At 54.6% G+C, this 21,622-nt stretch carries 27 protein-coding genes and 2 tRNA genes; 25 read left to right on the top strand and 4 right to left on the bottom strand.

What is annotated here, in order from left to right:
- Positions 1-39 precede the first annotated feature (39 nt).
- The 9 genes from ACZ5AM_RS10800 to rpl12p all read left to right on the top strand — a co-directional run bounded on the left by ACZ5AM_RS10800 (position 40) and on the right by rpl12p (position 6,541).
- Positions 40-954: an AbrB/MazE/SpoVT family DNA-binding domain-containing protein gene (locus ACZ5AM_RS10800; protein WP_464914933.1), complete on the top strand. Its 915-nt coding sequence runs from the start codon at positions 40-42 to the stop codon at positions 952-954.
- A 58-nt stretch (positions 955-1,012) separates the two neighbouring features.
- Positions 1,013-1,843, top strand: coding sequence for a D-aminoacyl-tRNA deacylase (locus tag ACZ5AM_RS10795; protein ID WP_464914932.1), 831 nt, complete (start codon positions 1,013-1,015; stop codon positions 1,841-1,843).
- A 128-nt stretch (positions 1,844-1,971) separates the two neighbouring features.
- On the top strand, positions 1,972-3,096 hold the full coding sequence (gene ftsZ / locus ACZ5AM_RS10790; RefSeq protein WP_464914931.1) for a cell division protein FtsZ: 1,125 nt from the start codon (positions 1,972-1,974) through the stop codon (positions 3,094-3,096).
- 66 nt (positions 3,097-3,162) lie between these two features.
- The gene (locus tag ACZ5AM_RS10785; RefSeq protein ID WP_464914930.1) at positions 3,163-3,360 is read left to right on the top strand and encodes a protein translocase SEC61 complex subunit gamma; all 198 of its coding nucleotides are present in this window, start codon (positions 3,163-3,165) and stop codon (positions 3,358-3,360) included.
- An 18-nt stretch (positions 3,361-3,378) separates the two neighbouring features.
- Positions 3,379-3,837, top strand: a complete 459-nt coding sequence (locus ACZ5AM_RS10780; RefSeq protein WP_464916158.1) for a transcription elongation factor Spt5 — start codon at positions 3,379-3,381, stop codon at positions 3,835-3,837.
- Between the two features lie 28 nt (positions 3,838-3,865).
- A complete protein-coding gene (locus ACZ5AM_RS10775; RefSeq protein WP_464914929.1) occupies positions 3,866-4,363 on the top strand; it encodes a 50S ribosomal protein L11 in 498 nt (165 codons plus the stop codon).
- Positions 4,364-4,477: 114 nt separating this feature from the next.
- Complete coding sequence (locus ACZ5AM_RS10770) at positions 4,478-5,128, top strand: 50S ribosomal protein L1 (protein WP_464914928.1); 651 nt, start codon at positions 4,478-4,480, stop codon at positions 5,126-5,128.
- A 5-nt stretch (positions 5,129-5,133) separates the two neighbouring features.
- Positions 5,134-6,153, top strand: a complete 1,020-nt coding sequence (locus tag ACZ5AM_RS10765) for a 50S ribosomal protein L10 (RefSeq protein ID WP_464914927.1) — start codon at positions 5,134-5,136, stop codon at positions 6,151-6,153.
- A gap of 64 nt (positions 6,154-6,217) precedes the next feature.
- The gene (gene rpl12p / locus ACZ5AM_RS10760) at positions 6,218-6,541 is read left to right on the top strand and encodes a 50S ribosomal protein P1 (protein ID WP_464914926.1); all 324 of its coding nucleotides are present in this window, start codon (positions 6,218-6,220) and stop codon (positions 6,539-6,541) included.
- Positions 6,542-6,622: 81 nt separating this feature from the next.
- Here the strand turns inward: rpl12p and dcd are convergent, their stop codons facing one another.
- Positions 6,623-7,093 (bottom strand): dCTP deaminase, encoded by a 471-nt coding sequence (gene dcd / locus ACZ5AM_RS10755; protein ID WP_464916157.1) that lies wholly within the window; start codon positions 7,091-7,093, stop codon positions 6,623-6,625.
- Positions 7,094-7,140: 47 nt separating this feature from the next.
- Here dcd and ACZ5AM_RS10750 point away from each other — a divergent pair.
- Positions 7,141-7,216: transfer RNA gene (locus ACZ5AM_RS10750), tRNA-Arg, on the top strand.
- 787 nt (positions 7,217-8,003) lie between these two features.
- On the opposite strand, the gene ACZ5AM_RS10745 is transcribed toward ACZ5AM_RS10750, so the two are convergent.
- Entirely contained in the window at positions 8,004-9,173 is a 1,170-nt protein-coding gene (locus ACZ5AM_RS10745) for a hypothetical protein (RefSeq protein WP_464914925.1), read from the bottom strand.
- Between the two features lie 379 nt (positions 9,174-9,552).
- On the opposite strand from ACZ5AM_RS10745, the gene ACZ5AM_RS10740 reads away from it, so the two are divergent.
- From ACZ5AM_RS10740 to ACZ5AM_RS10675, 14 genes are all read left to right on the top strand, one after another.
- Positions 9,553-9,628 (top strand) — tRNA-Gln (locus tag ACZ5AM_RS10740).
- Between the two features lie 386 nt (positions 9,629-10,014).
- Positions 10,015-10,248 carry a hypothetical protein gene (locus ACZ5AM_RS10735; RefSeq protein ID WP_464914924.1) on the top strand — a complete coding sequence of 78 codons (234 nt, stop codon included), beginning with the start codon at positions 10,015-10,017 and terminating at the stop codon, positions 10,246-10,248.
- A gap of 5 nt (positions 10,249-10,253) precedes the next feature.
- Positions 10,254-10,748: a DUF7344 domain-containing protein gene (locus tag ACZ5AM_RS10730; RefSeq protein ID WP_464914923.1), complete on the top strand. Its 495-nt coding sequence runs from the start codon at positions 10,254-10,256 to the stop codon at positions 10,746-10,748.
- 211 nt (positions 10,749-10,959) lie between these two features.
- Entirely contained in the window at positions 10,960-11,553 is a 594-nt protein-coding gene (locus ACZ5AM_RS10725) for a DUF1102 domain-containing protein (protein ID WP_464914922.1), read from the top strand.
- 14 nt (positions 11,554-11,567) lie between these two features.
- Complete coding sequence (locus ACZ5AM_RS10720) at positions 11,568-12,107, top strand: DUF1102 domain-containing protein (protein ID WP_464914921.1); 540 nt, start codon at positions 11,568-11,570, stop codon at positions 12,105-12,107.
- Between the two features lie 54 nt (positions 12,108-12,161).
- Positions 12,162-13,238, top strand: coding sequence for a signal peptidase I (locus ACZ5AM_RS10715; RefSeq protein WP_464914920.1), 1,077 nt, complete (start codon positions 12,162-12,164; stop codon positions 13,236-13,238).
- Positions 13,231-14,190, top strand: a complete 960-nt coding sequence (locus tag ACZ5AM_RS10710) for a COG1470 family protein (RefSeq protein WP_464914919.1) — start codon at positions 13,231-13,233, stop codon at positions 14,188-14,190. The genes ACZ5AM_RS10715 and ACZ5AM_RS10710 overlap by 8 nt, the downstream gene beginning before the upstream one ends.
- A gap of 46 nt (positions 14,191-14,236) precedes the next feature.
- Positions 14,237-15,223 carry a DUF5305 family protein gene (locus ACZ5AM_RS10705; protein ID WP_464914918.1) on the top strand — a complete coding sequence of 329 codons (987 nt, stop codon included), beginning with the start codon at positions 14,237-14,239 and terminating at the stop codon, positions 15,221-15,223.
- A 103-nt stretch (positions 15,224-15,326) separates the two neighbouring features.
- Positions 15,327-15,863, top strand: a complete 537-nt coding sequence (locus ACZ5AM_RS10700) for an inorganic diphosphatase (protein ID WP_464914917.1) — start codon at positions 15,327-15,329, stop codon at positions 15,861-15,863.
- A 33-nt stretch (positions 15,864-15,896) separates the two neighbouring features.
- On the top strand, positions 15,897-16,457 hold the full coding sequence (locus ACZ5AM_RS10695) for a DNA-directed RNA polymerase (protein ID WP_464914916.1): 561 nt from the start codon (positions 15,897-15,899) through the stop codon (positions 16,455-16,457).
- Positions 16,458-16,459: 2 nt separating this feature from the next.
- Entirely contained in the window at positions 16,460-16,645 is a 186-nt protein-coding gene (spt4, locus tag ACZ5AM_RS10690; RefSeq protein WP_464916156.1) for a transcription elongation factor subunit Spt4, read from the top strand.
- A 2-nt stretch (positions 16,646-16,647) separates the two neighbouring features.
- Positions 16,648-17,187 (top strand): GTP-dependent dephospho-CoA kinase, encoded by a 540-nt coding sequence (locus tag ACZ5AM_RS10685; RefSeq protein WP_464916155.1) that lies wholly within the window; start codon positions 16,648-16,650, stop codon positions 17,185-17,187.
- The gene (locus ACZ5AM_RS10680; RefSeq protein ID WP_464914915.1) at positions 17,177-17,473 is read left to right on the top strand and encodes a 30S ribosomal protein S24e; all 297 of its coding nucleotides are present in this window, start codon (positions 17,177-17,179) and stop codon (positions 17,471-17,473) included. Before ACZ5AM_RS10685 ends, ACZ5AM_RS10680 begins: the two co-directional genes overlap by 11 nt.
- A gap of 10 nt (positions 17,474-17,483) precedes the next feature.
- Positions 17,484-17,660, top strand: a complete 177-nt coding sequence (locus ACZ5AM_RS10675; protein ID WP_464914914.1) for a 30S ribosomal protein S27ae — start codon at positions 17,484-17,486, stop codon at positions 17,658-17,660.
- A gap of 110 nt (positions 17,661-17,770) precedes the next feature.
- Here ACZ5AM_RS10675 and ACZ5AM_RS10670 read toward each other — a convergent pair whose 3' ends face one another.
- Entirely contained in the window at positions 17,771-19,039 is a 1,269-nt protein-coding gene (locus ACZ5AM_RS10670; protein ID WP_464914913.1) for a S8 family peptidase, read from the bottom strand.
- A gap of 174 nt (positions 19,040-19,213) precedes the next feature.
- Here ACZ5AM_RS10670 and ACZ5AM_RS10665 point away from each other — a divergent pair, with 174 nt between their 5' ends.
- Entirely contained in the window at positions 19,214-19,795 is a 582-nt protein-coding gene (locus ACZ5AM_RS10665) for a HemK2/MTQ2 family protein methyltransferase (RefSeq protein ID WP_464914912.1), read from the top strand.
- Between the two features lies 1 nt (position 19,796).
- On the opposite strand, the gene ACZ5AM_RS10660 is transcribed toward ACZ5AM_RS10665, so the two are convergent.
- On the bottom strand, positions 19,797-21,593 hold the full coding sequence (locus ACZ5AM_RS10660; RefSeq protein WP_464916154.1) for a pyruvate/oxaloacetate carboxyltransferase: 1,797 nt from the start codon (positions 21,591-21,593) through the stop codon (positions 19,797-19,799).
- Positions 21,594-21,622 lie beyond the last annotated feature (29 nt).

Raw genomic sequence — 21,622 nt, 5'->3', positions numbered from 1 at the left:
TTTAACTCCGCCACTTTTCTATATAGCGGTGGATGATGTATGGAATTCCGCAAGATCCAATTTACCGGAAGGAGTTCATACATAGTTTCCCTGCCGAAGAAGTGGGTTCTGGAGAACAACCTGAAGCAGGGCGACACGGTGCCCCTGATAATAAACCCCGATGGGAGTATAACCATACTTCCCAAGGAGCCCAAGGACATCGGGGAGAAAAAGGAGCTCGAGATATCCAAGGAGTACTCCCCAGACATGGCGGTGCGGCTCGTCATATCCGCGTACATCCAGGGGTACGATACCCTGGAGATCCTGTTCCTGGACGAGATGCCCTTCTACAAGGTGAAGATCAGAAAGATCCTTCAGGGCCTCCCTGGGGTTGAGATAATCCTGGACGAGCCCCAGAGGATAATAGCCAAGAGCCTCCTGGACGAGAGGGAGGTAAACCTTTCCGAGATCCTCATGAGGATACGCTCCATCGTGATCTCCATGATAGGGGATCTTGAGCTCCTCGCTGAAAACCCTGGTGAGGTCGAGGTGCTTAGGGACCTGAGCGATTTGGAAAACGAGCTCGACAGGTTCTACTTCCTCACGATAAGAACTGTCAACAGGCTGTTGTCCCAGAGAACTGCCTCTGAGGAGAGCGGGATAATCCGGAGGTACTTCGACCTCATAGGCATACTCTTCATAGTCAGGAACATCGAGAGGATTGGGGACCACATAATCCGCATATCCGAGAGCCCCGAGGTTCTGGACTTTCCCAAGCTCAGGGAGCTGTTCACCGCCGTGATGGACAGGATCTCCGACAGGGACCTCAGGAGGATAGACAAACTCATGCTCGAACTCAAGGAGATGATAAGGGGCATCGACTCGAAGGAGTCCACCGCGAAGGAGAGCTACCGCAGGATCCTCGAGTACCTGGAGAACATAGGTGAGACCGTGATCAACATGGCCCTGAGCTGACTTTTCCCTTATTCATAAACGTTATAAGCCCGGCCCCGATCCAGCTCTGGGATGGAAGATGAGGGTTATAATGACCACGAAAGTAGACCTCGCCTCGATGAACATAAAGGACAAGCTCATCCAGCACTTCGGCTTTGAGGAAACGGATGCCGTTTTTGACGGAAACCCCGTTTTCAGGAGGGGGGACGACGTCATCCTAACGACCAACGACGAGATGATCTACTACGACAACCTCGACAGATCTATCGAGGGGCAGCTAGGTGAGAAGCCGGAACTCATAGTATTCGCCTCGAGACACTCCAGCAAGGCCAAGATGCCAGCTTTAACTGTTCACGTTACCGGAAACTGGGGAAAGGCTATGTACGGGGGGAGGGATGGTAGCCTCGCCATAGCACACCCCTTCGCCATGAAGCTCGCCCTCCTCAAGCTCAACGAGCTGAACGACCTTGGGTGGACCGTCTGCTACGAGGCGACGCACCACGGCCCCAGTGAGCTCGAGGTTCCCAGTCTCTTCGTTGAAATCGGTTCTAGCGAGGAGGAGTGGGTCAACGACAGGGCCGGGGAGATACTCGCCGAGACGATAACCCACCTTCTGGACTCCCTCGACAGAGGGGTCTCAAAGGCCGGATTCAAGCCTGCCCTGGGAATTGGTGGGGGCCATTACGCCCCCAAGCAGACGAAAAGGGCCCTGGAAGGGGACCTGGCCTTCGGTCACATCCTCCCCAAGTACGCCCAGCCCGTCGGTGAGGACCTCCTCTTAAAGGCTATAGAACGCACACACGGGGGGGTAGAGGCGATATACGTGGACTGGAAGGGCAGCAGGGGGGAGACGCGTCAGATGGCGAAGGAGCTGGCCTCAAAACTTGACCTTGAGTTCATCAGGGACTGAAACGTGACGAAAGGTTTAAAGACTTCAAAATCAACATAACCCAGCATTGGACAACTATGTAGCTAACTTTATATACTTTCCACCTGCAATTGGTTGCAGGTGTCAAATTACACCCGGAGGGTCGGAAGATGTTGAAACTGATTGAGGATGCTATTGATAAAACGACGGCCACCCCCGCTGGATCAAAGACTGTGCCCGAGGTTCCAGCCCCCCAGTCCGATATTGATGAGGAGCTCAAGAGGCTTCTTGAGCAGATTCAGGCGAAGATCTACGTTGTAGGCGTTGGCGGCGCCGGCTGTAACACCATAAACAGGATGATGCAGGTCGGCATTCAGGGGGCGAAGATCATTGCCGTCAACACCGATGCCCAGGACCTTCTCAAGATAAGGGCCCACAAGAAGATCCTCATTGGCAAGGAACTCACCAGGGGTCTCGGTGCCGGGAACAACCCCAAGGTCGGCGAAGAGGCCGCCAAGGAGAGTGAGAGGGACATCAGGGAGGCCCTTGAAGGGGCCGACATGGTCTTTGTTACCTGCGGTCTCGGCGGTGGAACCGGTACCGGTGCCGCTCCGGTTATAGCCGAGATGGCCAAGAAGATGGGTGCCCTCACTGTTTCGGTCGTCACGCTCCCCTTCACCGTTGAGGGAATAAGGAGGATAAAAAACGCAGAGTACGGCCTCGAAAGGCTTAGAAAGGCCAGCGACACCGTCATAGTCATCCCGAACGACAAGCTCATGGAGGTCGCTCCAAACCTGCCGATCCACATGGCCTTTAAAGTTGCGGACGAGATACTCGTCCAGGCGGTCAAGGGCATAACCGAGCTCATCACCAAGCCCGGCCTCGTGAACCTCGACTTCAACGATGTAAGAGCCGTCATGAAGGACGGCGGCGTGGCAATGATCGGTATCGGCGAGAGCGACAGCGAGAAGCGCGCTCTGGAGGCGGCCCAGCAGGCTTTGAACAGCCCGCTCCTCGACGTCGACATAAGCGGCGCCAAAGGCGCACTGATAAGCATCAGCGGAAGCGACGTCAAGCTTGAGGAGGCCCAGCAGATAATCGAGCTCGTTACGAGCAAGCTCGACCCGGAGGCCCAGGTCATCTGGGGAATCCAGCTCGACGAGGAGCTCGGCAAGATGATCAGAATCCTCCTCGTGGTCACGGGTGTGAGCTCCCCGTACGCCGTGGTTGAGGAGGAGTCCTCCCCCTACGAGGAGGAGAGGAGAGTAGTCAGGCTCGACCTTGAGGAGTTCTGACCCGACCGTTACCTTTTTATTTGCTTTTAATCTGGGCTTAACTAAGTGTAGAAAGGGGTGTTCATGATGGCCGAGGGCTTTAGTGAGAAGATCAAGAACTTCCTTGCGGAGTCCAGGAGGGTGCTGCTGGTAACGAGGAAGCCGAGCTGGAAGGAGTACAAGATGGCCGCCAAGATAACGGGCATAGGCATGATAATAATCGGCACCATAGGCCTTTTGATAACCATGATCGGCTACCTTATTATGGGCGGCGCGGGCCTCTGAAGCTTTCGGGTGATCCCAATGGAGGAGGGCAAGATCTTTACAGTGCGTGTCACAGTGGGTCAGGAAGAAACTACCGCAAAGCTGATCTACAGCAAGGTTAGAACCTACAACCTCCCGGTCTACGCCATACTGGCCCCCTCGAAGGTCAAGGGTTACATCTTCGTCGAAGCGCCGAGCAAGAGTGCCGTCGATGAAGCAATAAAGGGCATACGTCACGCCAAGGGGACCCTGCCGGGGGAGGTCAAGTTCGAGGAGATAGAGCACTTCCTCGAGGAGAAGCCCGCTGTGAGCGGCTTCGAGCCGGGGGACATCGTTGAGCTCATCTCCGGCCCGTTCAAGGGCGAGAAGGCCAAGGTCGTCAGGGTGGATGAGTCGAAGGACGAGATAGTCGTTGAACTCATCGGCGCCATAGTCCCGATCCCCGTTACCGTGAGGGGAGAATACGTTAGACTTATAAGCAAACACCAAAAGGAGTGAACGGTTTACAGGTTGAGAGGTGAGAAAGATGCCACAGGTCGTTGAAGTTCTCGTTGAGGGAGGAAAGGCTTCCCCGGGTCCACCACTCGGTCCCGCTATCGGTCCTCTCGGACTCAACGTCAAGCAGGTCGTTGACGAGATAAACAAGGCCACGAAGGACTTCGAGGGGATGCAGGTTCCCGTCAAGATCATCGTTACCGATCCCAAGAAGAAGACCTTCGAGATCGAGGTCGGTGTCCCGCCGGTCAGCCAGCTCATCAAGAAAGAGCTCGGCATAGCTAAGGGTTCAAGCGAACCCGGGCACAGCCCGGCCGGCGACCTGAGCATGGACGCGGTTATAAGGATCGCCAAGGCGAAGATCGACCAGATGCTCGCACCCAACATCAAGGCTGCGGCCAAGGAGGTCATAGGAACGGCTTTAAGCATGGGCGTTACCGTTGAGGGCAAGGATCCGAGGGAAGTCCAGAGGGAGATAGACGAGGGCGTTTACGACGAGGTCTTTGCCAAGGCGGAGGAGGCCGAGTGAGGCCTCTTTTCCCGCATTTGATGTGGTTGGGGAAAAGTTTAAAAACACCTCCCTTTACGCATCTTTGATTCTTCGTCTGTTGCTAAAATCAAAAAACAGAAGGAGGGCTGTAAAGTGGCCTTCGACAGGCAGAAAATCGTGGAAGCGGTGAAGGAGGCGAAGGCCCGGGCTAAGCCGCGCAACTTCACACAGACCGTCGAGATGGCAGTCAACCTCAAGGATATAGACCTTAAGAAACCCGAGAACAGGTTCAAGCTTGAGGTTGTGCTGCCCCACGGTCGTGGGAAGGAGCCAAAGATCGCGGTCATCGCTGATGGTGCCGTTGCCGAGGCGGCTAAAAAGCTCGGGCTTGATGTGATTAGTGGAGAGCAGCTTGAGGAGCTCGCAAAGAGCCCAAGGCAGGCAAGGAAGCTCGCGAAGAACTACGACTTCTTCATTGCCGCGGCTCCGCTGATGCCGAAGATCGGTAGGTACCTCGGTAGGTACCTCGGTCCGAGGAACAAGATGCCGCAGGTCGTTCCACCGACCATGACCAACCTGGAACCGATCGTCAACAAGCTCAAGAAGACCGTCAGGATCCAGCTCAAGAACAACCCCGTCGTTCACGCTAGGATAGGAACCGAGGACATGGACGACGAGAAGCTAGCTGAAAACGCCGAGGCAGTGCTCAACGCCATCATCAACAAGCTCGAGCGCGGCGAGAACCAGGTGAAGTCAGTGTACATCAAGACGACTATGGGCCCGGCCGTTAAGGTTGAGAGGTGAGGAAGATGGCCCACGTAGCAGAGTGGAAGAAGAAGGAAGTTGAGGAGCTCACCAAGGTCATCAAGAGCTACCCAGTGATAGCGCTCGTTGACGTGGCCGGCGTCCCAGCCTACCCGCTCAGCAAGATGCGTGACAAGCTCCGCGGAAAAGCGCTCCTCAGGGTCAGCAGGAACACCCTCATAGAGCTGGCAATAAGGAGGGCCGCCCAGGAGCTCGGAAAGCCGGATCTCGAGAAGCTCATCGACCACATCCAGGGAGGGGCTGCGATACTCGCCACCGACATGAATCCCTTCAAGCTCTACAAGCTCCTCGAGGACAGCAAGACCCCTGCCCCGGCCAAACCCGGCGTTCCGGTCCCCCGTGACGTCGTCATCCCGGCCGGACCGACCTCACTCGCCCCGGGCCCGCTCGTCGGTGAGATGCAGGCCCTTGGTATCCCCGCGAGAATCGAGAAGGGTAAGGTCAGCATCCAGAAGGACTACACCGTCCTAAAAGCTGGAGAGGTCATCACAGAGCAGCTCGCCAGGATCCTCAACGCCCTCGGAATAGAGCCGCTTGAAGTTGGCCTAAACCTGCTCGCGGCCTACGAGGACGGCATAGTCTACACCCCGGACATCCTTGCCATCGACGAGAGCGAGTACATCAACATGCTCCAGAAGGCCTACATGCACGCGTTCAACCTGTCGGTCAACACCGCCTACCCGACCAGCCAGACCATCGAGGCCATCATCCAGAAGGCATTCCTCGGTGCGAAGAGCGTTGCTGTCGAGGCTGGCTACATCACCAAGGAGACCGTCGAGGAGGTCTTTGGCAGGGCCCTTCGTGCAGTCCTGCTCATAGCGCAGAACCTTCCGGAGGAGCTGCTTGACGAGAAGACCAAAGAGCTTTTAAACGCTCAGGCGCAGATGGTTGTAACCTCCCAGCCGCCTCAGGAGGAGAAGGTCGAGGAGGCTGAGGAGGAAGAGGAAGAAGAGGAGGCATCCGAGGAGGAGGCCCTCGCTGGACTGGGCGCTCTCTTCGGCTGATTTCATTTCCCTCTCCATGTCCCGTATGAAACAAAAAAGATGAAGATGATTGGAGGTGCGAAAAATGGAGTACGTGTATGCCGCTCTGCTGCTCCACGCCGCTGGTAAGGAGATAAACGAGGAGAACCTCAAGAAGGTCCTTGAGGCTGCCGGCGTTAGCGCCGATGAGGCAAGGATAAAGGCCCTCGTTGCAGCGCTCGAGGGTGTCAACATCGACGAGGTCATAGAGAAGGCCGCCATGCCGGTCGCCGCCCCGGTGGCCGTTGCCGCTGCCCCAGCTGCCGCTGAGGGTGGCGCCGCCGAGGCTGCCCAGGAGGAGGAAGAGGAAGAAGAGGAGGAGGCCTCCGAGGAGGAGGCTCTCGCCGGTCTCGGCGCCCTCTTCGGCTGATTCCGTTTTCTTTTCCCGCCCTTTGGCGGGTCAAATCTTTATCCTTCTTGCTGGTTTTTAGGGGTTGAAAAATGAGTTGCTCTAGAGCTTCTTCCTCTTTGAGAGGGCTATTCTCCTGCTTCCCTGGTAGTTCCCCCTATAAGGCTTCTCTGCCGGCCCTTCGAGGCGTATGAACGCTATCTGGACGAACCTCTCCCCATAATTCAGCTCAACGGGCTCCTCAGATGTGTTGAAGACCATGAGCGTCAGGTTGCCGTCCCATCCTGGATCGACCCACGCGAAGGAACCGAGGAGACCCTCCCTCGCGAGGCTGCTCCTTATCTTCATATCGCCCATCACGTCGTCAGGGAGCTTAACGCGCTCAAGGGTCAGGATTAAGGCATGGGTCTTGGGCGGGATTACAATTTTGCCCTCCTTCTCGACATCTGTGAGTTTTCCGTTCATGTACGCCTCCTTACCAACCCGCAGATCGTAGCCGGCAGGCTGAAGGGACTTCTCGTTGAAGGGCTCGATGAGGATCTCCTTTCTGATTTTCCAGTCCGGGAGCATCATTCCAACCACCGCAAGCTTTATTTTACCGCCCCTTAAAACACTTCCGAGGGCCCGTGGCCTAGGGGACATGGCGCCGGCCTTCGGAGCCGGTAGTCGCGGGTTCGAATCCCGCCGGGCCCGCCATACAGCCCTTGCAAAGCAAGCGCTGGCGGAATGTTAAGAACTATTTTGAAAATGCTAAAATGAGGGGATTCCTTTTATCTAACTGGCGCAATTTAGGTTGAATTCCCCGTTATTGTCTTTTTTAAGGAGTTCCTCTCCTTTGACGCCCTTCGGGCGTCGATTAAAATCGAACTCTCATTAAAACGCAAACCAACAAGGGCAGAATTCAAAATTCAGTCCAGAGTTTTCAATGGAATCCCCCCCAAACTGGCGATTTAAAGTGAGCCACAAACTTTGATGAAACCTTTGCGCGAGCAAAGTTTCCTGTACTCTCAAACCCCGGAGTGGGGCTTCGCCCCCACAACCCCGTTTTCTCTTAAACTCTGGGGGGCTAACGCCCCCACGCCCCCAGAAACTTTGCCTGCGCAAAGTTTCATCAAGGTTCTCATGTCACTTTTTGGACCCTCAATCTTGAGATGGGTTTGCTCCTTCACCTGCTGATTCTGCAGTGTTTCAATGGGAATTTGAAACCTGTTTTAGCTTGCTTTTTCAGGTGCAAACCCGCTTTGAGCTTGCAATCTTGAGAGAACATACGAACTCATTCTGGCGGTTTTGGTGAGATTTTACTCTTTGATCAAAGTTTGCAGAGCAAAGTTTGCTTGCTGGCGCAAAGCGCTGGCGGAAAGGAGTTGACTTGTTCTTTGGTTAGTGTTTGTTGTACAAAGGTTGTTGTCCTAGGCCCGATCCCGTTAAACGTTCAAAATTAATTTTCGGTAGCCTTGTCTCATTTTCAGGCTGTTTGGAATGATCATAAAGGTAGGCCAAAAATCTCCGCCACGATGACCTGGAGGATGTAGACCATTATCGGCAGAATAATAGCACCAGTGAGTTCAAGGATGATGTCTATCTGCAGGGGGTACACGCTGACGTCCCGGTACAAAATAAACTCATCCTTTACGGCTTCCAGCTGGGTGAACTTTTCAATACAATCATTTCCCCGGCAGTTCTTTAGCTCCTCCCTGAGTCTTTTGTATTTGTCCCTGAGGTTGGCAAGCTCTGAAGAGCGCTTTTCATCCGCAACTTTGTATATTCTCCACGTTGGATAGAAGAACGACACTGCCACGAGAATGGCATACATTCCCATTATGATCATAACAAAGTGCTTGGCTATTAGCCTGGAGCCCTCCCCTGCGTGATATGCCGCAAATGCCATGGGGAAGAACAGGGCCCCCGTTGATAGGATCTTGGTTAGTTCAATTGAGAATTTACCTATTACGCTCATTCCCCCAAGGCCGTCGGGATTCAGGGGGTCGATACTAAGGTTTGCCCTTTCGATTTCCCGTATTATTCTTAGTGCTATGATCCCTCCGAAGAATCCGAGGGCTGCAAAGTACCCCAGCAATAATGGGGGGATTATGGACGGATAAAACCAAGGGTCGTGCTTCCCCATCATTCCAGGCGCGATTGTCTCCGAGAATATTTGGAGGTAAGTCGCCACGATGAGTCCTTCAAGTGGAATTAGTATCGCCCAGAATATGATGTCCTTTTTGTAGTTCTTAAGTCTCTTAACATGGCTTTGTATTTTTCTCACGGTTTTTTGGTACGAGTTTTTGCCATTATCGTCTTTGCAATCTATTATTTCCCTTAGCCCGTATTCAAGCTCGGGTATTACAACAGTTTCCGCGCGCCAGAGGAGATGCGGCACCAATGCGAACCACAAAACGACAAGGGCATACGCAAACTTGAATTCCACTCCAATATGATTCCATCTCTGGTACATGAATATGACCATGGGGATACTGAACGGTATTCCAAACCTTATCAGTGAGTTTATCAGCGCATTTAGATGTACATAACGGCAACTTTCTCCTTTTTCCAGATTTTTCTCACTGTTGCACAGTTTTTCTGGGTCTACCTCTATTTCATCGCGTGGGCATTCTTTGGGATTTATGAATCTGGCCAATAAAAAACTCGGCATGTGATAAAAAATGCAAATGATTTTATTAATTTTTCGGAAAGAAGACCTGCTGTCAGTCCTCTGCTGGTCACAAAGGTTGTTGAGGGTCAGTATCCTCCCCTCACCTCCTGGTTGGCCCTTTTTAAGAAAATTAAAGATGCCCTTTCAGCAATGTTTCACTGTGAGGACAACACCCGAGAACTCTGGGATAAGTTGAGGAGACATATTGCCCTGAAGCTCCTCAATTATCCCTCCCGTTCCAGTCCTCCAAAACGTGGGTTTGTCCCATCTTGCCCGCTAAGTCCCAGAATCTTGGGATAGCCCGCCAGGATATAAGAGTTGTGCCCCCAATGCCGAGGGCAAAATTTATAAATCAATCCCGTAAGCTATCAACGGGTACAGCCCCGTGGTGTAGCGGCCAAGCATGCGGGACTCTGGATCCCGCGACCGGGGTTCGAATCCCCGCGGGGCTACCATTCAACCGGGCTCCAGATGAACTTCGAACCCCATATTCTACCTTTCATCATAACTCGTGCCCCCGTGTATTTCCTTGGCTTTTTCGCGGATCATTGGAATACATTCAGGATATTGCCGGGTTCCTGCTTCATCTCCGAGTTCCTTTAAAGCTGGGCTAGTTCCGCTCCTTGGCTTTGCGGATCAATTTTAAGGCCGCCTTTCTTTTCCCGTGGATTTTCCTCCTTGGATTGTCTCCCAGCAAATCGCCTGAAAAAGTCTCTTTTCGTCAAAAAGGCCGAGAATTCGAACTTTTTAGGAAGCCTTTTAAGGGAGAGTCCCTAGTAGAGTTAGGTGGGATTTTAGTAACTTGTAGGATTCTAGCGCTTTAATCAGCTGAGACCGGTAGGTGGTGATTGACACGAATGGAACGGTGAACCTTGAGAGTGAGATCAGAGCCCTTCTTCAGAAAAGGGGCCCCCTTAGTGTTGCGTTTATCACGAGGTTTTTGAACGAGATGGGTGTGGAGTGCACCCGGCAGAAGGTCGAGAGGGTTCTCAGGAACCTAGTTTTGAGGGGTGTGGTGGAGGCCTTCTACAACGGCGGACGGTACAACAGGAGAAAGCATTACAGGTTGAGGTGAGCGAGTTGATCAGTAACAACGCGTCCTCCAACATGATCCTTGGAAACGAGAGGAGGATGCTACTTATAGAGTTCCTTCAGATGAGGAACGGCAGGGCTGAGCTCAGGGACATAGTTGAGTACATCGCTGAGAAGGAGGGGAACCCCGATAGGAAGCACAGGAAGAGCGTCTACGTGAGCCTCATGCAGACCCACATCCCCAAGCTTGAGCGTGAGGGTGTTCTGGCCTTTGAGCGTGGTGTGATAACACTCCTCCAGGTCCCCGACAACGTCACCCTCTACATGGAGGTCGTTCAGAGGAACGACATAAGCTGGAGCGCATTCTACGCTGGCATCTCCTTCATCTTCTCCCTTACCGCCCTCTGGTTCGGCAACTTCCTCCTTTTATTTGCCTCGCTGACCTACCTCACGGTTGCGGTGATCCAGCACGCGAAGACCTACAGGGTGTTGAGGCCGAGGGACGATGAGGGCCGTGGAAAATCCGACGGTAACGGTGAGTAACGTGGCGTTACCCCCTGGTAACTCCCAACTTCATATATATCCCGGGAGTCTAAGCAACTGTGGAGCGACCGTAATGGTTGCCCGCCAAGGGGCATCTATATGGTGCAGTTGAGTTGCAGAATGAGTGCCGCGGAATTGAAGCCGGTCCTTTAGGGCCCAGCACTCACAACCGTGGCCTGTTCCATGATGCCTCCAAACGGAGGCGAAAAAATTGAGGAAAAATCTTGCCTTAGGAATTTTTGGCCTGTTGGTGGCCTTTGGTCTCGTTTTGGGAGCCGGAGCCAACTTCAGTGACTATAAAACCCAGAGGAGCATCCACTGGGATATAGTGGCAGATGACAATGAGCTCATTGACCTGACTCCAGTGCAGCCCTACGCATACATAAACGATGCGGGAGTTCTAGTGGTTGACATCAGCCCGGAAAACCCGAAGTGGCCCGGATACGGAAACGGCCTCAGCCCGAACTCAGAGTACAACTTTGATGAGGTATTCAACGTGAGCAACGACCTGTGGGAAGACGGTATGGCAATAGTAGTCAGGATAACCAGCGACAACACGGACATCCAGTTCTACGGCGCTGACGAGAACATATATGAGAGTACAACAGGTGTTGTTGCCGCTTACAGTGACACGGCTAAGAATGATGTATGCTTTGTGGTGCAGAACGGAGACGCGGTTAGCGTTGGCATGGACTTCACCGTCGGAAACGACCCGATTGACAGCGTCCACAACGCGGTAATGCATATTGAGGCCTACAGACTAGGCACCGAGCCGGCGGAGCTTGTAGGGAACTGCGGTCAGTGAAGGAGGAATGAAAGATGAACAAACTATTTGGATTGGCCTTCCTTATGATTGGAATGCTCCTGGCAGTCGGCGCCGGTGCCAACTTCAGGTACTACTCTGCCGACAGGTCGGCATCCTTCCAGGTCGTCTCAGACGACAACGAGCTCATTGACCTTACCGCCCTTCAGCCCTATGTGAGATACGACGCCGGGAAGCTCTACGTGGACATAAGCCACAACAACCCCAACCACGACGGTGGAGACGGCATGAGTCCGAACACCACCTACGTCTTTGAGGAGATGTTCAACGTAAGCAACGAGCTCTGGGAAAACGAGCAGGGAGATTACCCAATCTGCGTCACCCTTTCGGGAGTCCCCCAAAACGAAAATGTGCAACTATTTGCAGGAACTTACGACAACCCGATTGCAGGTCCAGGAACAACTATAACATTTACCGTTACTCATGACAGCCCAGTATCGATCGGGATGATCTTTAACAACACAAACGTCGCTAATGGAACCAGCCATCAGTTCGACCTAAGCATAACGGCAGTTGCAGGTGCATGCACCACATGATTTCCTTTCTGGAGCCTTTGCTCCAATTTATCTATTGCCGAGGGATGAGAAGAGATGAGTATAAAACGGGCCGCTGAGACGATTATCACCCTGATAGTTCTCATGTTCCTGCTAGTCTCGGCCCTGGGCTTCGTCCTCGGCAGACCTGTTTTCCTCTCCTACGCTTATTCTGAGAGCATGACCCCGACGATAAACAGGGGAGATCTGTTCTTCATAAACCCCCTCTCAAAGGGAGGGGACGTTGGGGACATCATAGTCTTCCACAGACGGGACGGCTGGACGGTTCACAGGATATTCGCCGTTACAGAAGCTGGCTACATAACCAGGGGGGACAACAACGTCGCCACGGACCAGCAGGACGGTGGCTATCCGGTCGTCAAAAAGGCCGACGTGGTCGGTGAAGTGGTGACGGTTTTTGGCCGTCCGCTCGTCATCCGGGGCGGGGGCTCGTTTATAGAGTCCGCGAGGAGCAGGCTTACCAACGTCTACGCCGTCGCTATCTTTCTGCTTCTCGGTGCCCTCATAACCTTCTCGGGCGGTGGAAAGAAGGGACATAAGCGAGGAGGTGGTAAGAGGTACCTGAAGGTCAGAGCTAGAACTGTCTACGCCCTGATAGCGGTTTCAATAGTAGCCGGTTTCCTCTTCATCACGGTTGCATCGTGGGGGACTCTGGCTTTCACCTACTCGTCGACCCTTGCTGGAGGCCAGAGGGAGGGCTGGTACCTCCCCGGGAGCACCTTTGAGAGGAACCTGAGCGTGGAGAACAACGCCCTCTACCCGTTCCATTACTTTGTCGAGCCTAAGGGAGACAGAATCAAGCTCCTCGGGGAGAGCGAGTTCACCGTCGATGGAGGGGACTCCCACACCCTGGGCGTGGAGGTCTCAGTCCCAGAGGACACGAGGATCTACCGCGAGGAGGTTCGGGTTAGATCCTACCCCGCGATACTGCCCGGGGCAGCGATCGAGTTCCTCTATGCCCTGAACCCCTACCTCCCCCTCCTAGCGTACGCCCTGGAGCTGACCGCTGTACTGCTGGCGTTCTACTACCTGGCGGAGATAGGCAAGGGGGACGTCCTGAGAATCAGAATTGGGAGGAGAAGCCTCCTGAGCAAACTTGCAGGAGATGGTTGAAGTGAGAGTGACCTTTATTTTCATCGCACTGGTTCTTGGGGTTCTCCTCGTGATCGGTTCGAGCGGCAACTTCAGGGGCTACAGCTCCACCAGGGAGGTGGCCGTTAGTGTGGTGTCGCACGATAGGGAGTACCTGGGGTTCACGTGTGATGAGTCCATGACCGTGACCTTGAGGGCGAATTCCTACCTGGACTTTGACGCCATCACCGTTACGAACAACCTGCCCGAGGACAAAGCCGTGAGCATAACTCTCTACCCTGATTACTCGGGCCTTCCCCTGGGGCTCTGGGTGGTTCTAGAGAGCGATGATGGGAACCCCGTGACCTTGGATCCCGGTGAGGGGTACACGTTTCAGGGTCACGTTATAGCGGGCAACGTCGCTCCGGGGGAGTACTTGATCCCCGTGAGCATACACGCCACGTGGGATGGAGGGGGCGCCTCTATATCCACGTGCCCCATAAAGGTCGTGGTTGTGGGCGATCCCACCATCAAGAAGACCCTCCTCTCAGGGAACACCAGCGGCATACCTCTGAAGACCTTCCAGAAGTGGACGTTCCGGATCGAGGTGACGAACCCCACCGGGGAGGATCTTAACCTTACCATAGCGGACACTATTCCAGCGGAGTTCAACGTGAGCCTGGCAGAAACGAGCGCCAGCGCTGGAACGTACGAGTTCTGGCCTGCAAACGTCGGAGGGTGCGGCCACTGTGGAGGGGGGCACGGGGGGCATCATGGGACCCCGGCAACCAAAATGGAGTGGAACGTCACGGTTCCAGCCGGCGGGAGCGAGGGCATAGACGTCACGATATTCACGAGGGTCAACAACGGTAACCAGCAGGAGTTCACCTCGTGCGGCTGTTATCCCCTGAACGAGGGGGCCGTGATAAAGGGCTACGGCATAGTTAGTAACGGCCTGTGGGTTTCAGTGGGATGCGCGGGGGGTCACCCGTGAGGCATCTTTTCGATTTTTCATATGAACTTAAGGGAGTGTGTGGTTTATGAGAAGGTTTTCAGTTGATCGGAATAAAGTCCTCAAGGTCACGATGGTGGTGTTCATAGGCATGGCCGTCCTCTTTGGGGCCTACGCTGTGGCGGCCTATTCGACCCCGCCCAGCACCACAATGGTCACGTACAAGGTTCTCTACAAGGAAAGGGGTGAGTTCTCCCACATCGGCTTCTTCTCCAACGAGTCCGTCTACCGGAACGGGACGAGTCTGACCTATTACCCCGGTAAGATAACCCGGGTGATAAACGGCAGCTACATGTACACCATCACGCCCGAGAAGTCGGGTGATTACATCGTCGTGCTGAGGACGGACTACTACGTAACCGCCAACAAGAAGCGCTTCTACATAATGAACACGACGAGGGGTTCCTGGAGCGGGGAATTCTCGGGCTCCTTCTCGGTACCTGTGACCTTTGATATCGGAAGGCTCGAGGGGGATCTCAAAGAGGTCAGGGACGGAACCGGCCTCTACCGGGCTAACGGGGACACCTACCTGCTCGTTGAAGTCAGGATACCCGGGAAGGACCCTTTCACCCAGAAGGTGTCGCTAACCACCGACAGTTCGGGGATGCTCGGACTGAGCGGGGCCACCAAGGACTACAAGAAGGTCGGGAGGTACACGAACACTACTGTGCACAGCATGACCTTCGGGGGGAAGGAGATAGGGGTATCCGAGGGAAGGACGCTCTTCCCGGCGATGGCCTTCCTCTTCCTCCTTCCCCCGCTGGGCTTTGCCTACTCCCGCAGGGAGAGGAAGCCCCCCGATGAAATGAAAAGCCTGAGGAAGTTCATCGTCGAGGGGGTTCCGAGTGAGATAGAGGCAATGGATCCCGTAGCCCTGAACTCCGTTGAGGATCTCGAGAAGGTATTTGACCTCGTGGACAAGCCTGTGGTCCACTACGTTGAAGGGAACCATGACGTCTACGCGATAGTCGACGGTGAGGTGATCTACGAGTACAGGAGGAAGAGGGCCAGCTGATGGCTTTCTTTTTCAGTCCTCTGGGTTCTCCTAACCAACAACTTTAAAAGCCCTATCCAAAAGCCTAACGTAGAGTTCTACAAGGGGTAAGAGGTGGTTAGAGATGAACCCGTTCCACGAGCTTGAGCCCGGACCGAACGTTCCGGAGGTCGTCTACGCTCTCATAGAGATCCCAAAGGGGAGCAGGAACAAGTACGAGCTCGACAAGAAGACTGGCTTACTTAAACTTGACCGCGTCCTTTACAGCCCGTTCTTCTACCCGGTCGACTACGGAATCATCCCGCAGACCTGGTACGACGATGGAGACCCCTTCGACATCATGGTCATAATGCGCGAGCCGGTCTACCCGCTCACCATAATCGAGGCAAGGCCGATAGGCATCATGAAGATGGAGGACTCTGGCGACAAGGACTGGAAGGTTCTGGCGGTTCCGGTCGAGGACCCGTACTTCGAGGACTGGAAGGACATCGATGACGTCCCGAAGGCCTTCCTCGACGAGATAGCCCACTTCTTCCAGCGCTACAAGGAGCTCCAGGGCAAAACTACAACCGTTGAGGGCTGGGGAAACGCCGAGGAGGCCAAGAAGGAAATACTCCGCGCCATAGAGCTCTACAAGGAGAAGTTCGGGAAGAAGGAGTGACCTCTTTTCATCCTTTATCTGGGAGGTAACGGCATGTACAAGCTCCTGAAGGTTAAGGACGTCGTCAGGATTCCGCCGAGAATGTTCACCATGGATCCAAAGGAGGCCGCCGAGATAGTCCTCAGGGAGACCTACGAGGGCATCTACGACAGAGACGAGGGGGTAGTCCTCGCGGTGCTGGATGTTGAGGAGGTCAGCGAGGGCGTCATAGTCCCGGGTGACGGTGCCACGTACCACGAGGTGGTCTTCAACGTGCTCGTCTGGCAGCCCTACATGCACGAGGTCGTTGAGGGTGAGGTCATCGACGTCGCCCCCTACGGTGCCTTCATCAGGATAGGCCCGATGGACGGTCTCGTCCACATAAGCCAGCTCATGGACGACTACGTTGTGTTCGACGAGAAGAACAAGCAGTTCATAGGCAAGGAAACCAACCGCGTCCTCAAGCTCGGCGACTACGTTAGAGCGAGGGTCATAGCGATAAGCGTCAAAAGCAGGATCATAAGGGAGAACAAGATAGGCCTCACGATGAGGCAGCCGGGCCTCGGAAAGAGGGACTGGATAGAGAAGGAGAAGCGCAAGGAGGCTGAGGCTTAATGGTGAAGGAGCGCGCCTGCAGGCACTGCCACTACATAACCACCGAGGACCGCTGTCCCGTCTGCGGCAGCAGGGATCTAAGCGAGGAGTGGTTCGACCTCGTCATCATCATTGAGCCCGAGAAGAGCAGGATAGCCGAGAAGCTGGGGGTCAAGGTCCCCGGCAAATACGCCATCCGCGTGAGATGACTATGTGCCCCGACTTCTACTTCCTTTTGACCCCCGAACTCAGGGGGGAGCTCAAAGAACCCCTGGGAGAGCTGGTTAGGGGGGAGATTCCAGCCCCGTACCTCAGGATAGCTCCCCTCGTTAGGGGAAGCTTCCTCGTCACCGTTGGGGACGTTGTTACAGAAAACGCCCTCCGGGTTGGCCTCTCACCGGACCTGGCCATATACGACCACAAGACGAAGAGAAGGGAGTACAACCCGGCCGTTGATTCCAACGCAGTCTTCTTAACCGTTAAGAACCCTCCCGGGACTGTAACGAAAGCTTTATTAAACGCGATCAAAAAGGGTGTTGAGATCGCCCTTCGCGGGAGGAGAGTTCACATCAAGGTCAACGGCGAGGAAGACCTGGCGGCCATTCCGGCCGTCCTCTACGCTCCCACCGGCTCGGTCGTGCTCTACGGCCAGCCGGATGAAGGGGTAGTGCTTATAAAGGTAACACCCGAATGCAAGCGCAGGTGTGCGAAGATACTCTCAAGAATGGAGGTGGTTCGTGATGGAGATTAAGGTTACCGAGATAAGGGAGAACAAGCTCCTCGGGAGGAAGGAGATATACTTCGATGTCATCCACGAGGGCGAGCCAACGCCGAGCAGGGCCGACGTCAAGGGCAAGCTCGCCGCCATGCTCGACCTCGACCCGAACACCATGGTCCTCCAGTACATAAGGAGCTACTTCGGAAGCCACGTCAGCAAGGGCTACGCCAAGGCCTACGAGACGAGGGAGAGGATGCTCTACATCGAGCCCGAGTACATACTCCTTCGCGACGGTCTGATCCAGAAAGAGGAGGAGTGAGGTGGTTTAGATGGCCAAGGGGAAGAAGAGGACGAGCCAGAAGTGGAAGATGTACGAGGTTCAGGGCGGGAAGGTCAAGAGGAAGGGCAGGTTCTGCCCGCGCTGCGGTCCGGGCGTCTTCATGGCCGAACACAAGGACCGCTGGAGCTGCGGCCGCTGCGGCTACACCGAGTGGAAGAGGAAGTGATTTCCTTTTCCCTTTACTAAAATTACAATCAATTTCTTGGCTTGGCAATTCCTAAACCGCTGAGCTCTGTAGGGTTCTTCTGGATAGAACAGAAGAACAAAAAGAGAAAATCAACCTATGGCCTCCTGAACGGCCAGGTCAGCTCTGACTATCCCGTAGCCATAATCGGCGTCCCAGCCGGCGTCTCCAAGGTCGTCCGCTGTCGAGTGGAGGATTCCCCTGACGGTGGTTGTGTCCATATCATCGAAGGTTCCGACAGGAAGAACCCTGCCGTACTTGTTGTAGTAGGCCGCTTGAATCAGGGCAACGACGCCGCTTACGTGAGGAGTAGCCATCGAGGTTCCGCTGAGGGTCTCATAGCTGTCGTCCGGGTAGGTGCTCAGTATGTCAACGCCGGGAGCGCTGACCTCGGGCTGTCTGTTGCTCCATGAGGCAACCTGGTCGTTGCTGTCAGTTGCACCGACCGCTATGACCTCTGGGTAAGCCGCCGGATAGCTCGGGCTCGAGGCGCCCTCGTTGCCGCTGGCGGCAACGATGACGACACCGTAGTTGTAGGCCTGGATAATCATATCGTGGAGGTACTGGTCGTCGCTCGGCCCGCCAAGGGACATGCTTATTACCTCTGCGGCGTCGTCATCCGGGTCACCGGCGATTATCCCATCCCCGTCCTTGTCAAGTACTCCATCGGGGCCAAGTAGTGCCTGCTCTATTCCGATGGCTATATCACTGTAGGAACCGCTACCGCTTGCATCCAAAACCCTGATGGAATATATCTCAACCCCGGGCGCAACGCCAACAACACCAATGTCATTGTTGAGCGCTGCTATTGTTCCTATAACGTGAGTCCCATGGCCGTTCTGGTCTTTGCACTGGGCTGGATTCGTTGTAACTCTGCCCCGGAGGGTGCTAACGCACCATGCTATGTTGCCTGCCAAGTCTGGATGGTCGTAGTCAACTCCAGTATCGAGAACTGCAACCTCTATAACACCACCGGACCCATCCGTTATGCTCCACACATCGGGGGCCCTAACTCTGCTGATTCCCCACGGGATCTGCTGGGAAGGTTGACTACCACCGAGCCATGAGGGCGGTCCGACAAGTATACTGGCCTTATTGTCGAATTCTATCATCTTAACCCCTGGAAGCTTTTTAAGTCTCCCCAGCGCTGTTGAGGGTACTTCAACTACCACAGCGTCTATCAGTTTGAACTGGTAAACAATGCGACCTCCTGCCCTGGAAATCTCCGCAGGCCTGAAGTTCTCCTTGTCTATGTGGACTATGGCTTTGACCATCTCAGGTTTCTCTGCCGTCGCTGGGACCGCAAATAACGCGGCTATCAAAACGGCTATCAATACCACACTGAGTACTCTCCCGTGCACTAACTTTCACCTCCGTATAGCAGATGTCACCAATGTATATAAACAGACACCAATTTAAATCTTTCGCAACTATTGGGGAAATGTCCAAACAGCCTGGTGTTCTGGGAAACATTTTTAGTCCAAGCTTCTGGATGGAAATAGAAAGCATTGGAGAACAAGCCTCAGGTGCGACCAATGCCGGTTTACTACGGCCTTGACATCAAGCTCCACCCCCAGGTTTACGAGCCCGCAGAGGACACCTTCCTTCTCGCCGAGAACCTCGCGGTTGAGAAGAATAGCACAGCCCTCGACGTCGGCACGGGGACTGGTTTAATAGCCCTCCAGATGGCGAGGAAGGCCCGCTACGTCCTCGGTGTTGACATCAACCCCATAGCTGTGGAACTGGCAAGGGAGAACGCCAGGATGAACGGCATCAGAAACGTCGAGTTCCGCCTTAGCGACCTCTTCGAGAACGTCTCTGGAAAGTTCGACGTGGTAACCTTCAACGCTCCCTACCTGCCCGGTGAGCCGGAAGAGCCGATAGATTTGGCACTAGTCGGAGGAGAGACCGGGCGGGAAGTCCTCGACAGGTTCATCGATGAAGTGCAGGACTACCTAAAACCGGGCGGGATCGTTCAGATAGTCCAGAGCTCGATAACCGGAGTTGAGGAAACCCTTGAAAGGCTGGAAAAAGCCGGATTAACTGCGGTGATTGCCGCTAAGAGGCACGTCTTCTTCGAGGACATAGTGCTTATAAACGGGAGAAAAGAGGAATAGGTCACTCAATTTCTATGAGTGGGTCGCCTGTGTTTACGGTGTCTCCTTCTTTGATGAGGATTTTTTTGATTATGCCGTCTTTTGGTGCTGGGATTTCGTTCTCCATTTTCATGGCTTCGAGTACGAGTAATCCTTGTCCGGTTTTTACTTGTTCGCCTTCTTTGACGAGTATTCTGAGGATTTTGCCGGGCATTGGGGCTGTGACTACGCCTTCTCCAGCTGGTGCTGGGGTCGATGCTGCTGGAGCGGTTGGAGCTGGAGCCGGTGCCGGGACTGGAGCAGCAGGAACACTCGGGGTGGAAACCGGTGCAGTAGTTGGGGATGCCTGGACAGGACCAGCCACCAGGGGCAGGTACTTGAGGGCGCTTAAATCGATGCCCTCAACTCCAACCTCAAACTCGACTCCGTCCACGTAGAGCTTGAACCGCTGGGCGCTCACGGGTATCTCCGGCCCCTTTCTTCCGGCCTTCCTCCTCTCGAAGAACTCCTTCGCTATCTGCGGGAAGAGGCAGTATGTGAGTAGATCTTCCTCCTTCTCGAGGTACCCGAGCTCCTCCAGTTCCTCCCTGCACTTATCCAGTGCGGGCTCAAGAAGCTCGCCGGGCCTCACGGTTATCGGTTCCTCCTCCCCGAGTACCTTTGCCTTAAGCTCGGGGTCTATCTCAGCCGGCGGTCTGCCGTAGAGACCCTTAATGTAGTTCTTGACCTCCTCGGTTATACGCCTGTACCTGCCGAAGAGGACGTTGAGAACCGCTTGAGTGCCGACTATCTGGCTCGTTGGGGTAACCAGCGGCGGCCAGCCTAAATCCGCTCTAACGCGCGGTATCTCCTCGAGCACCTCCTGGAGCCTGTCTAAGGCCTTCATCTCCTTGAGCTGGCTTATCAGGTTGGAGTACATCCCGCCGGGAACCTGGTACTTGAGGACGTAGGGGTTGACCATGAGCGTTTCTTTGTGGAGCAGGCCGGAGTACTTCTCGTCCAGGAGCTTTTTGAGGTAGCGCGATACCTCGTGGATCAGCTCGCGGTCGAGGTGGCTTCCCACTGCCTCCGGCAGGGCGTGCCATATGGTCTGTATGCCCGGCTGTGCAGTTCCGAAGGCGAGCGGACTTATGGTGGTGTCGATGAAGTCGGCACCGGCTTCAACTGCCTTGAGGTAGGTCGCGACGGCCATCCCTGTTGTGGAGTGGGTGTGAACGTTAACGGGAACACCATAGCGCTCCTTTATCTCGCTGACCAGCTCGTAGGCCTTCCACGGCGTCAGAAGGCCGGCCATGTCCTTTATTGTTATGACGTCAACGTCTAGCTTGAGAAGCTCCTCAACCTTTTTCATGTAGTACTCGAGCGTGAATATTTTGCCTGTCGTGTAGGCTATCGCACCCTGGACCTCGGCACCAACTTCCTTCACCTTCCTTATCGCCACCTCCATGTTCCTGATGTCGTTGAGTGCATCGAAAACCCTGAATACGTCGATTCCGTTCTTGTGGGCCAGTTCCACGAATTTTTCAACCACGTCATCTGGGTAGTGCTTATAGCCGACTACGTTCTGGCCGCGAAGGAGCATCTGGAGCTTGGTCTTCCTTATGCTCTCCCTCAGCAGGCGGAGCCTCTCCCAGGGGTCCTCGTTGAGGTAGCGGATGCACACGTCGAAGGTCGCTCCACCCCAGACCTCCATCGAGTAGAAGCCTATCCTGTCCATCTTCTCCGCTATCGCCAACATGTCCTCCGTCTGGAGGCGCGTTGCCATGAGCGACTGGTGAGCGTCCCTAAAGGTGGTGTCTATGATCTCAACCCTCGCCACTCTTCTCACCCGTTTATAGGTTCTCGCCG

It is taken from the genome of Thermococcus fumicolans (genome assembly GCF_055386755.1).
Note: the sequence above shows the minus strand (reverse complement) of the source record. Positions and strands in the feature narration are given on the sequence as shown.

What these genes read in the sequence shown, in the direction of transcription:
- ACZ5AM_RS10800 (WP_464914933.1), top strand. Translation starts at nt 40, where the DNA reads ATGGAATTCCGCAAGATCCAATTTACCGGAAGGAGTTCATACATAGTT.
- ACZ5AM_RS10795 (WP_464914932.1), top strand. Translation starts at nt 1,013, where the DNA reads ATGAGGGTTATAATGACCACGAAAGTAGACCTCGCCTCGATGAACATA.
- ftsZ (WP_464914931.1), top strand. Translation starts at nt 1,972, where the DNA reads ATGTTGAAACTGATTGAGGATGCTATTGATAAAACGACGGCCACCCCC.
- ACZ5AM_RS10785 (WP_464914930.1), top strand. Translation starts at nt 3,163, where the DNA reads ATGGCCGAGGGCTTTAGTGAGAAGATCAAGAACTTCCTTGCGGAGTCC.
- ACZ5AM_RS10780 (WP_464916158.1), top strand. Translation starts at nt 3,379, where the DNA reads ATGGAGGAGGGCAAGATCTTTACAGTGCGTGTCACAGTGGGTCAGGAA.
- ACZ5AM_RS10775 (WP_464914929.1), top strand. Translation starts at nt 3,866, where the DNA reads ATGCCACAGGTCGTTGAAGTTCTCGTTGAGGGAGGAAAGGCTTCCCCG.
- ACZ5AM_RS10765 (WP_464914927.1), top strand. Translation starts at nt 5,134, where the DNA reads ATGGCCCACGTAGCAGAGTGGAAGAAGAAGGAAGTTGAGGAGCTCACC.
- rpl12p (WP_464914926.1), top strand. Translation starts at nt 6,218, where the DNA reads ATGGAGTACGTGTATGCCGCTCTGCTGCTCCACGCCGCTGGTAAGGAG.
- dcd (WP_464916157.1), bottom strand. Translation starts at nt 7,093, where the DNA reads ATGATGCTCCCGGACTGGAAAATCAGAAAGGAGATCCTCATCGAGCCC.
- ACZ5AM_RS10745 (WP_464914925.1), bottom strand. Translation starts at nt 9,173, where the DNA reads ATGCCGAGTTTTTTATTGGCCAGATTCATAAATCCCAAAGAATGCCCA.
- ACZ5AM_RS10720 (WP_464914921.1), top strand. Translation starts at nt 11,568, where the DNA reads ATGAACAAACTATTTGGATTGGCCTTCCTTATGATTGGAATGCTCCTG.
- ACZ5AM_RS10715 (WP_464914920.1), top strand. Translation starts at nt 12,162, where the DNA reads ATGAGTATAAAACGGGCCGCTGAGACGATTATCACCCTGATAGTTCTC.
- ACZ5AM_RS10710 (WP_464914919.1), top strand. Translation starts at nt 13,231, where the DNA reads ATGGTTGAAGTGAGAGTGACCTTTATTTTCATCGCACTGGTTCTTGGG.
- ACZ5AM_RS10705 (WP_464914918.1), top strand. Translation starts at nt 14,237, where the DNA reads ATGAGAAGGTTTTCAGTTGATCGGAATAAAGTCCTCAAGGTCACGATG.
- ACZ5AM_RS10700 (WP_464914917.1), top strand. Translation starts at nt 15,327, where the DNA reads ATGAACCCGTTCCACGAGCTTGAGCCCGGACCGAACGTTCCGGAGGTC.
- ACZ5AM_RS10695 (WP_464914916.1), top strand. Translation starts at nt 15,897, where the DNA reads ATGTACAAGCTCCTGAAGGTTAAGGACGTCGTCAGGATTCCGCCGAGA.
- ACZ5AM_RS10685 (WP_464916155.1), top strand. Translation starts at nt 16,648, where the DNA reads ATGTGCCCCGACTTCTACTTCCTTTTGACCCCCGAACTCAGGGGGGAG.
- ACZ5AM_RS10680 (WP_464914915.1), top strand. Translation starts at nt 17,177, where the DNA reads ATGGAGATTAAGGTTACCGAGATAAGGGAGAACAAGCTCCTCGGGAGG.
- ACZ5AM_RS10675 (WP_464914914.1), top strand. Translation starts at nt 17,484, where the DNA reads ATGGCCAAGGGGAAGAAGAGGACGAGCCAGAAGTGGAAGATGTACGAG.
- ACZ5AM_RS10665 (WP_464914912.1), top strand. Translation starts at nt 19,214, where the DNA reads ATGCCGGTTTACTACGGCCTTGACATCAAGCTCCACCCCCAGGTTTAC.